Source organism: Klebsiella sp. MS 92-3, from assembly GCF_000195655.1.
GTDB lineage: Bacteria > Pseudomonadota > Gammaproteobacteria > Enterobacterales > Enterobacteriaceae > Klebsiella > Klebsiella pneumoniae.
In genome coordinates, this window is sequence record NZ_GL882831.1 from 20,335 (window position 1) to 29,589 (window position 9,255).

Sequence of the window (9,255 nt, forward strand, 5' to 3'; positions counted from 1 at the left end):
GGGGTTTTTTTATCGCTATCCTGCCCGCTTAACGGCGTTCGAGGATCTCAAAGCAGTAGCTATGGGAGTTCTGCGCGTCGGCGTCATGAAACTCGCTGAACACCGACTCCCATTCGTCCGGATCGTAATCCGGGAAATGGGTATCGCCTTCCACTTCCGCATCAATATGGGTCAAGTAGAGCTTCTGCGCTTTCGGCAGGAACTGCTCATACACCCGGCCGCCGCCGATCACCATAATCTCTTCCACATCGCCGCAGGCGGCAATTGCTTCTTCTACGGAGGAGACCCACTGCACGCGATCGTCGCTGCCGGGTTTGCTGCTGATCACGATATTTTTACGCCCCGGCAATGGGCGCCCAATGGATTCCCAGGTCAGACGCCCCATCACCACCGGCTTATTTAACGTGTTGCGTTTGAACCAGGCGAGATCGGCAGGCAGGTTCCATGGCATGGCGTTTTCCATACCAATGACGCGATCTACCGCTAACGCCGCAATCAGACTGATCATTCATTCATTCCCGAGTGCAAAAAATTGTCGCCACTATACGGAAAGCGTACAACTTCGTCGACTGGCCGGAGGGTAAAGAATAAGAAAATTTTCTGATTTGCTGGCAAGCCCACGTTCACACCGTGGGCCGCCAGAAGAGGATCCAAACGAAAACAAAATGTTACTGGTCAGCCTCAGGCTGAGGGCTTATTTTCCGGCTCATCGGCGATATCCCCGGTGTGCCTGCCCTCTTCCGTACCCTGCCAGCCATGACGCTGCACCAGCGACAGATGATGACGATCTTCGTTGATGATGCCGGTCAGCATATCGCTGGTCCGCTTGAAGACCGCCACCCGCGACGCGGCATCGTTTTCCGCCATCGCCACCATCTCTTCGACCATCTGCAGGTTGAATCGACGGAACAGATCGGCCCGCTCGCGCGCTTCATAGGCGCCGAGCCCCAGCGCCTCCAGCGTCATTCGGCCGGACTTCAGCGCCGCCTCGAAGGTTTCACGCTCCGGGGCCTCGACGCCAGCCTGGCGCAGCTGAATGTAATGGTCGACATCGCGGGCGCGGGAGATGATCTGCAGATGCGGAAAATGCTCTTTTACCCTCGCCACCAGCTCCAGGCTGACGTGCGGATCGTCAATGGCATTGATCAGCACTTCCGCCTTTTCGGCCCCGGCCGACTCCAGCAGATCGACCCGGGTGGCATCGCCGTAGAAAACCTTCATATCAAATTTGCGCAGGGTATCGACATGGTCCGGGTCATGATCGAGGATCACCATCTTCACCCCGCTCGAGAGCAGCAATCGCCCGGCAATCTGCCCGAAGCGGCCAAAGCCGGCGACAATCACCCGCGGCTGCTCTTCATCAATCTCGTCAGCATCACGCGCCTGGCCGCTGGACGATTTCTCCAGACGGGTCAGCAGCACCAGCAGAATGGGGGTTGCCGCCATCGACAGGGCCACCGCCAGGGTCAACGCTTTTGCCCATTCGCCGTCCAGTACATCCGCCATCCGCGCGGCGCCAAACACCACAAACGCGAACTCACTCCCCTGCCCCAGCAGCACCGCAAACCAGCGGCGCTGGGCGCGCGGTACGCCAAGCGGCCTGGCGATAAGCCACAGCATCAGCATTTTTATCGCCAGGAAACCGACCAGCAAAATCACAATGCGCAGCGGATGGGTGACCAGGGTGCCGAAATCAATCGACATGCCGACGCCGATAAAGAACAGCCCCAGCAGCAGCCCTTTGAACGGCTCAATATCACTCTCCAGCGCATGACGATATTCGGAGCTGGCCAGCAGCACCCCGGCGAGAAACGCCCCCATCGCCATCGACAGCCCCACCTCTTCCAGCAATAAGCCAAAGCCGAAGACCAGGAACAGGGCCACGGCGCTGAACACTTCGCGCAGGCCGGAACGGGCGACAAAGCGCAGCAGCGGGCGGGTCAGATAGCGCCCAAGGACCACCACCAGCGCCAGCGCTGCGGCCACTTTCAGCGCGGAGAGGGCAAAAGCCATCAGCGAAGTGGCGCCGCCGCTGGCCGCCAGCAGCGGGATCATCGCCACCAGCGGGATCGCGGCGATATCCTGGAACAGCAGCACCGCGAAGGCGCTGCGCCCCATCTGCGACACCGTCAGATTGCGCTCATTCATCGCCTGCATAGCGATCGCGGTTGAGGAAAGCGCCAGAGTCATACCAATCAGCTCGGCCACCTGCCAGCGCAGGCCCAGCAGCATGCAGAACAGGCCGAGCAACACCCCGCAGGCCACCATCTGTAGTGCGCCGCCGCCAAACACCGAGGCGCGCAGCTTCCATAAGCGCTGCGGATCGAGCTCCAGACCAATGACGAACAACATCAGCACCACGCCAATCTCGGCAAAGTGCAGAATCGCCTCGGCATCGGTCACCAGCCGCAGCGCCCACGGGCCGATAATACAGCCGGCGATGAGATAGCCCAGCACTGACCCAAGCCCCAGACGGACGGCGATGGGCACAATCAGCGCCGCGGCGCCGAGGTAAATCAACGCCTGTATCAGCGTATGGCTATCCATTCTGGTGTGCCTCCTGCCAGTCGATTAAGCGTTGACGATAGCGGCGGGCCTGCGCCTGCAGCGTTTCATCATCGCAGATAAAGGTGCAGTGCATAGCGAACGGCGGCAGCCATTTCATTCCGCAGTAAAGCGCGGTTGCCTGCAACGGCTGCGCCAGCACCGGAAAACCGGGGAATGAGCCGATGTCGAAGTGGCTTTCACCGCCGCCGGTGGTCACCGCCCACATCAGCGATTTACCGCGCAGGGCAATACCGTTGTGACCATAGGCCCAGCCGTGCGACAGCACCTTGTCCATCCACAGCTTGAGCAGCGGCGGTACGCTATACCACTGCATAGGATGCTGCCAGATAACCAGATCGGCACGGGCCAGCGCCGCCTGCTCGGCGGCGACATCGATATTAAAGTCGGGATAGAGTTGATAGAGGGAGCGTATCTCTACGCCTTCAAGCGTCCCTGCCTGTTCAAGCATTCGCTTATTCGCATGAGAATGCTGCGGATAAGGATGCGCATAAATTATCAGAATCATTGATTGGCCTGCGTTTGCTCTTGTCGTAATCAGCAAGAGTGTAGACAGTTAAGCGAACCGCTTACAATGATAACTGTGATTTATGTCGCGATGGCTTACGCAACGCGCGCCCTGAGGGTTAACGTCAGGCCTTAGTTATCCAGCTCGTCCATGGACTTCACCTGGTCGCGGTTAATCTGCTCCACGCGGCCGGTTTCGGCATTTTTGTATGAGACAAGGCCGGTGTCATCATCCACCTGCGGTTTGCCGCTGGTGACAATGGTCTTGCCGTCGGTGGTTTTGATCGACTGATTCGATGAGCAGCCGGCCACGAACATGATTGCCGTCGCTGCCAGTGCGGATGCCACCAGAATATTGTTCCGCATTGTATCCTCCTGTCTTTTCATCAATAGGTATCGTTATGGTGCTAACTATAGTTAGCCTGACCCGACAGGGGGTTAAAAGCAGAACTCTCTGAAGATGGCTGCGGCTAAAAAAAATAGGCTGACGATGTCGTCAGCCCAGGATTGTTGCTATCCGGCCAGGCCGGGAAGCTTATTTAGTGATTTGCGCGTGCATTTCCTGCACCGAAATCACCTTCTCGGTGGCGTCAGCGTTCAGCGCCATCGCGGTGGCAAAGCCGCCGTTCAGGGTGGTGTCGTAATGCACTTTGTACTGCAGCGCGCTGCGGCGAATCAGCTTGGAGTCTTCAATCGCCTGGCGACCTGCGGTGGTGTTGATGATGTAGGTATATTCGCCATTCTTGATGCGGTCCTGAATGTGCGGACGACCTTCATGCACCTTGTTCACCAGACGCGGGTTAATGCCCGCTTCACCCAGCACAATCGCCGTACCGTGAGTCGCATCCAGCTCGAAGCCAAACTTCAGCAGCTTCGCCGCCAGGTCAACCACGCGCTCTTTATCGCCTTCGCGGACGGAGAGCAGCGCGCGACCCTGTTTCTTCATGGTCGAGTTGCTGCCCAGCTGCGCTTTGGCGAACGCTTCGGCAAAGGTGCGGCCGACGCCCATCACTTCCCCGGTGGAGCGCATTTCTGGCCCTAACAGCGGGTCAACGCCCGGGAATTTATTGAACGGCAGGACCACCTCTTTCACCGAGTAGTACGGCGGGATGATCTCTTTGGTCACGCCCTGCTGCGCCAGTGTCTTACCGGCCATCACGCGCGCCGCCACTTTCGCCAGCGGTACGCCGGTGGCTTTGGAGACGAACGGTACGGTACGCGCCGCACGCGGGTTGACCTCAATCAGATAAACTTCGTTATCTTTCACCGCGAACTGGACGTTCATCAGGCCGCGAACCTGCAGCTCGAAGGCCAGCTTCTGCACCTGCTCGCGCATTACATCCTGAATCTCTTTGCTCAGGGTGTAGGCCGGCAGGGAACAGGCGGAGTCGCCGGAGTGAACGCCTGCCTGCTCGATATGCTCCATGATGCCGCCAATCAGCACCATTTCGCCATCGCAGATGGCATCGACATCCACTTCAATCGCATCGTCGAGGAAGCGATCCAGCAGCACCGGCGCGTCGTTGGAGACGCTGACCGCGGTCTGGAAGTAGCGGCGCAGATCCTGCTCGTCATAGACGATCTCCATCGCCCGGCCGCCGAGCACATAAGACGGACGCACCACCAGCGGGTAGCCAATCTCTTTCGCTTTCTCTACCGCCTGCTCAATGGCGGTGACGGTGGCGTTCGCCGGCTGCTTCAGCTTCAGACGGTCAACCGCGTGCTGGAAGCGCTCACGGTCTTCCGCCCGGTCGATAGCGTCCGGACTGGTACCGATAACCGGCACGCCGGCAGCTTCCAGGGCACGAGCCAGCTTCAGCGGGGTCTGGCCGCCGTACTGAACGATAACGCCTTTTGGCTTCTCGATGCGCACGATTTCCAGCACGTCTTCCAGGGTCACCGGCTCAAAATACAGACGGTCGGAGGTGTCGTAGTCGGTAGAGACGGTTTCCGGGTTACAGTTGACCATGATGGTCTCGTAACCGTCCTCGCGCAGCGCCAGCGAGGCGTGTACGCAGCAGTAGTCGAATTCGATACCCTGACCGATACGGTTCGGGCCGCCGCCGAGGACCATGATTTTATCGCGGTCAACGGACGGGTTGGACTCACACTCTTCTTCATAAGTGGAGTACATGTAGGCGGTATCGGTAGCAAATTCCGCAGCGCAGGTGTCCACGCGCTTGTAGACCGGGTGCAGGTCATACTGGTCGCGCAGCTTGCGGATTTCCGCTTCCCGCACGCCCGCCAGCTTCGCCAGACGCGCATCGGCAAAGCCTTTACGCTTCAGGGTGCGCAGGAAGTCAGCGTCGAGGCCGTTGATGCCCACTTCCGCCACTTTCTCTTCCAGACGGACCAGCTCTTCAATCTGTACCAGGAACCAGCGGTCGATGTTGGTCAGGTTGAAGACGCCGTCAACCGAGAGGCCCGCGCGGAACGCGTCAGCGATATACCAGATACGCTCAGCGCCGGCATCTTTCAGCTCGCGGCGGATTTTGGTCAGCGCTTCCGGGTCGTCGAGGCTCACTTTCGGGTCGAAGCCGGTAGCGCCCACTTCCAGACCGCGCAGCGCTTTCTGCAAGGATTCCTGCTGGGTACGACCAATCGCCATCACTTCGCCGACAGACTTCATCTGAGTGGTCAGACGGTCGTTGGCGCCGGCGAATTTTTCAAAGTTAAAGCGTGGGATTTTAGTGACCACGTAGTCGATGGACGGTTCAAAGGAAGCCGGGGTGCGGCCGCCGGTGATGTCGTTCATCAGCTCGTCAAGGGTATAACCTACCGCCAGCTTGGCTGCCACTTTAGCAATCGGGAAGCCGGTGGCCTTAGAGGCCAGCGCCGAGGAGCGGGAGACGCGCGGGTTCATTTCGATAACGATCAGGCGACCGTTTTTCGGGTTGACCGCGAACTGCACGTTAGAGCCGCCGGTTTCGACGCCGATTTCACGCAGCACCGCCATCGAGGCGTTACGCATGATCTGGTACTCTTTGTCGGTCAGGGTCTGCGCCGGGGCAACGGTGATGGAGTCACCGGTGTGGATCCCCATGGCGTCGAAGTTTTCGATGGAGCAGACGATGATGCAGTTATCGTTCTTATCGCGCACCACTTCCATCTCGTACTCTTTCCAGCCGATCAGCGATTCATCGATCAGCAGTTCGTTGGTCGGAGAGAGATCCAGGCCGCGTTCGCAAATTTCTTCGAACTCTTCGCGGTTATAGGCGATACCGCCGCCGGTGCCGCCCATGGTGAAGGACGGACGGATGATGCACGGGAAACCAACGTCGGCGGCAACCGCCAGCGCCTCTTCCATCGTGTGGGCGATACCAGAGCGCGCGGTGTCGAGGCCGATTTTTTTCATTGCGATATCGAAACGGCGACGGTCTTCGGCTTTATCAATCGCATCGGCGGTGGCACCAATCATGGTCACGCCGAATTCAGCCAGTACCCCCTGACGCTCCAGCTCGAGCGCGCAGTTCAGCGCCGTCTGGCCGCCCATGGTCGGCAGCACCGCATCCGGGCGCTCTTTTTCGATGATTTTACGCACCACTTCCCAGTGAATCGGCTCGATGTAGGTGGCATCGGCCATTTCCGGGTCGGTCATGATGGTCGCCGGGTTAGAGTTCACCAGGATAACGCGGTAGCCCTCTTCGCGCAGCGCTTTACACGCCTGGGCGCCGGAGTAGTCAAACTCACACGCCTGACCGATAACAATCGGGCCCGCGCCCAGAATCAGGATACTTTTTATGTCTGTACGTTTTGGCATTGCTTTCTTCTCCGAAGAACCTGTTTATGGTCGTCGCGAGCGATGGGTAGACAAGGAAAAAATTTGTGAGAAAGCGCAGTTTACAAAACGTAAATGAGCATTTTGAACAAATTTTTAACGCCGTATTCCCGAGCACAGCAGAACATAAACAGGTTCTGATTATTTCGCGGACTGACGGTAGAGCTCAATTAACTCGATAAAGTGGTCGAACAGCGGCGCGGCATCGTGCGGCCCCGGGCTCGCTTCAGGGTGCCCCTGGAAGCTGAACGCCGGTTTGTCGGTACGATGGATCCCCTGCAGGGTGCCGTCGAACAGCGACTTATGGGTCACGCGCAGGTTGGCCGGCAGCGTCGCCTCATCTACGGCGAAACCGTGGTTCTGGGCAGTGATCATCACCACGTTGTTATCAATATCTTTCACCGGGTGGTTGCCGCCGTGGTGGCCGAACTTCATCTTAATGGTCTTGGCACCGCTCGCCAGCGCCAGTAGCTGATGGCCAAGGCAGATGCCGAATACCGGAATATCGGTCTCAAGGAATTTTTCAATCGCCTCGATAGCGTAATCGCACGGCGCCGGGTCGCCAGGGCCGTTGGAGAGGAAGATACCGTCCGGATTGAGCGCCAGCACGTCCGCGGCGGAGGTCTTCGCCGGCACCACCGTCAGGCGGCAGCCGCGGTCAACCAGCATGCGCAGGATGTTGCGTTTCGCGCCGAAGTCATATGCCACAACGTGGAACGGCAGCTCGCTTTCCGCTTTCGCTTCCGGCAGGTCGCCCGCCAGGGTCCAGCTGCCTTGCGTCCAGCTATAGGTTTCTGCGGTGGTCACTTCCTTCGCCAAGTCCATGCCGTTCAGGCCCGGGAACGCTTTCGCTTTTTCCAGCGCCAGCTGGGCATCCGGGCTGTCGCCCGCGATGATGCAGCCGTTCTGCGCCCCTTTCTCACGCAGCAGACGCGTCAGCTTGCGGGTATCGATATCGGCAATCGCCACGATGTTATGGCGCTTCAGATAAGAAGAGAGGTCTTCAGTACTGCGGAAGTTGCTGGCAATCAGCGGCAGGTCGCGAATAACCAGACCCTGCGCATGTACCTGAGAAGATTCTTCATCGGCGGCGTTGGTGCCGACATTACCAATATGAGGATAAGTAAGAGTGACGATTTGGCGGGAATAGGAAGGATCAGTGAGGATTTCTTGATAACCGGTCATTGAAGTATTGAAAACGACTTCCCCAACCGCCGTGCCGGTTGCCCCGATGGCCCGACCGTGAAACTGGGTTCCGTCTTCCAGAACCAATAGCGCTGACTTAATCAAAACATCCTCCAGAGAATATCCACTCACTTTATTTGCATATTAATTCATAAACACGATCTGAATCAATGCAAATCTGTTGCCCGCAGATTTTTGGCAAACGGCGGCATTCTGGAGAGATGTCGGATAAAAGTCAACTTAAAGCGGAGATTTTTAATGTCATTTTACGCCACTGGTGCGTAACACGTGATTTTTACGCCAAAAAGATCAACAAACCTGGCTGAGAAAACGCTTGCGGATGTGGAAGAGTGTAAAACAGAGCGATGCTCGGCAAAAAAGTGGACCAGATGGTCAAAATTTACATTTCATTCACTAAAAAACACGCTAACACTGTATTTTTTACGCGTTAAACTCAAAACATCCACCTTAATACGTAAAAATAAAAAAGGGCAACAAAATATTGCCCTTTGCATCAATAACTTATTGATAGCAATAACCACATCACGATGGGTAATAATCGTTATAAACTATTCAGATCCAGCACATCACGCATATCAAACAGGCCATTTTTCTTGTCTTTCAGCCATAATGCTGAACGAACGGCGCCATTTGCAAAGGTCATGCGGCTGGACGCTTTATGGGTGATTTCAATACGCTCACCGATGTCAGCAAACATTGCCGTATGCTCCCCGACGATATCGCCCGCGCGAACGGTCGCGAAGCCGATGGTGCCCGGGACGCGTTCGCCAGTGTAGCCTTCACGACTGTAGACCGCGCAGTCCTTAAGATCTTTGTTCAATGCCCCGGCGATCGCTTCGCCCATCGCCAGCGCGGTGCCTGACGGCGCATCCACTTTATGCCGGTGGTGCGCTTCGATAATTTCGATGTCGGTATAGTCGCCCATCACCTTCGCCGCCTTCTCCAGCAGCTTCAACAGGACATTGACGCCAACGCTAAAGTTAGCGGCGAAGACAATGGCAATGTCCTGCGCGGCATCGCGAATCGCCTGTTTGCCAGCGTCGTCAAAACCGGTGGTGCCGATGACCATCCCTTTGCCATGCTCGCGGCAAAACGCCAGATGGTTCAGCGTGCCTTCCGGGCGGGTAAAATCGATCAACACGTCGAAATCATCTTTTACCGCCGCCAGGCGGCTCCCCCCCCCCCCCCCCCCCCCCCCC

At 57.5% G+C, this 9,255-nt stretch carries 7 protein-coding genes; all 7 read right to left on the reverse strand.

The window, feature by feature from the left end:
• Positions 1–28 precede the first annotated feature (28 nt).
• Positions 29–508 carry a type 3 dihydrofolate reductase gene (gene folA, locus HMPREF9538_RS08625; protein WP_002888320.1) on the reverse strand — a complete coding sequence of 160 codons (480 nt, stop codon included), beginning with the start codon at positions 506–508 and terminating at the stop codon, positions 29–31.
• Positions 509–681: 173 nt separating this feature from the next.
• Positions 682–2,547 (reverse strand): glutathione-regulated potassium-efflux system protein KefC, encoded by a 1,866-nt coding sequence (kefC, locus tag HMPREF9538_RS08620; RefSeq protein ID WP_009485688.1) that lies wholly within the window; start codon positions 2,545–2,547, stop codon positions 682–684.
• Positions 2,540–3,073: a glutathione-regulated potassium-efflux system oxidoreductase KefF gene (gene kefF / locus HMPREF9538_RS08615; RefSeq protein WP_002888068.1), complete on the reverse strand. Its 534-nt coding sequence runs from the start codon at positions 3,071–3,073 to the stop codon at positions 2,540–2,542. The genes kefC and kefF overlap by 8 nt, the downstream gene beginning before the upstream one ends.
• 131 nt (positions 3,074–3,204) lie before the next feature.
• Positions 3,205–3,438: a YgdI/YgdR family lipoprotein gene (locus HMPREF9538_RS08610; RefSeq protein WP_002888059.1), complete on the reverse strand. Its 234-nt coding sequence runs from the start codon at positions 3,436–3,438 to the stop codon at positions 3,205–3,207.
• A 169-nt stretch (positions 3,439–3,607) separates the two neighbouring features.
• Positions 3,608–6,832, reverse strand: coding sequence for a carbamoyl-phosphate synthase large subunit (gene carB / locus HMPREF9538_RS08605; protein ID WP_002888056.1), 3,225 nt, complete (start codon positions 6,830–6,832; stop codon positions 3,608–3,610).
• Between the two features lie 159 nt (positions 6,833–6,991).
• A complete protein-coding gene (gene carA / locus HMPREF9538_RS08600) occupies positions 6,992–8,140 on the reverse strand; it encodes a glutamine-hydrolyzing carbamoyl-phosphate synthase small subunit (protein WP_004177433.1) in 1,149 nt (382 codons plus the stop codon).
• Positions 8,141–8,597: 457 nt separating this feature from the next.
• Positions 8,598–9,255 (reverse strand): 4-hydroxy-tetrahydrodipicolinate reductase (gene dapB, locus HMPREF9538_RS08590; RefSeq protein WP_009485690.1); only part of this gene is annotated, 658 nt, incomplete at its 5' end.

What these genes read in the sequence shown, in the direction of transcription:
- kefC (WP_009485688.1), bottom strand. Translation starts at nt 2,547, where the DNA reads ATGGATAGCCATACGCTGATACAGGCGTTGATTTACCTCGGCGCCGCG.
- carB (WP_002888056.1), bottom strand. Translation starts at nt 6,832, where the DNA reads ATGCCAAAACGTACAGACATAAAAAGTATCCTGATTCTGGGCGCGGGC.
- kefF (WP_002888068.1), bottom strand. Translation starts at nt 3,073, where the DNA reads ATGATTCTGATAATTTATGCGCATCCTTATCCGCAGCATTCTCATGCG.
- HMPREF9538_RS08610 (WP_002888059.1), bottom strand. Translation starts at nt 3,438, where the DNA reads ATGCGGAACAATATTCTGGTGGCATCCGCACTGGCAGCGACGGCAATC.
- folA (WP_002888320.1), bottom strand. Translation starts at nt 508, where the DNA reads ATGATCAGTCTGATTGCGGCGTTAGCGGTAGATCGCGTCATTGGTATG.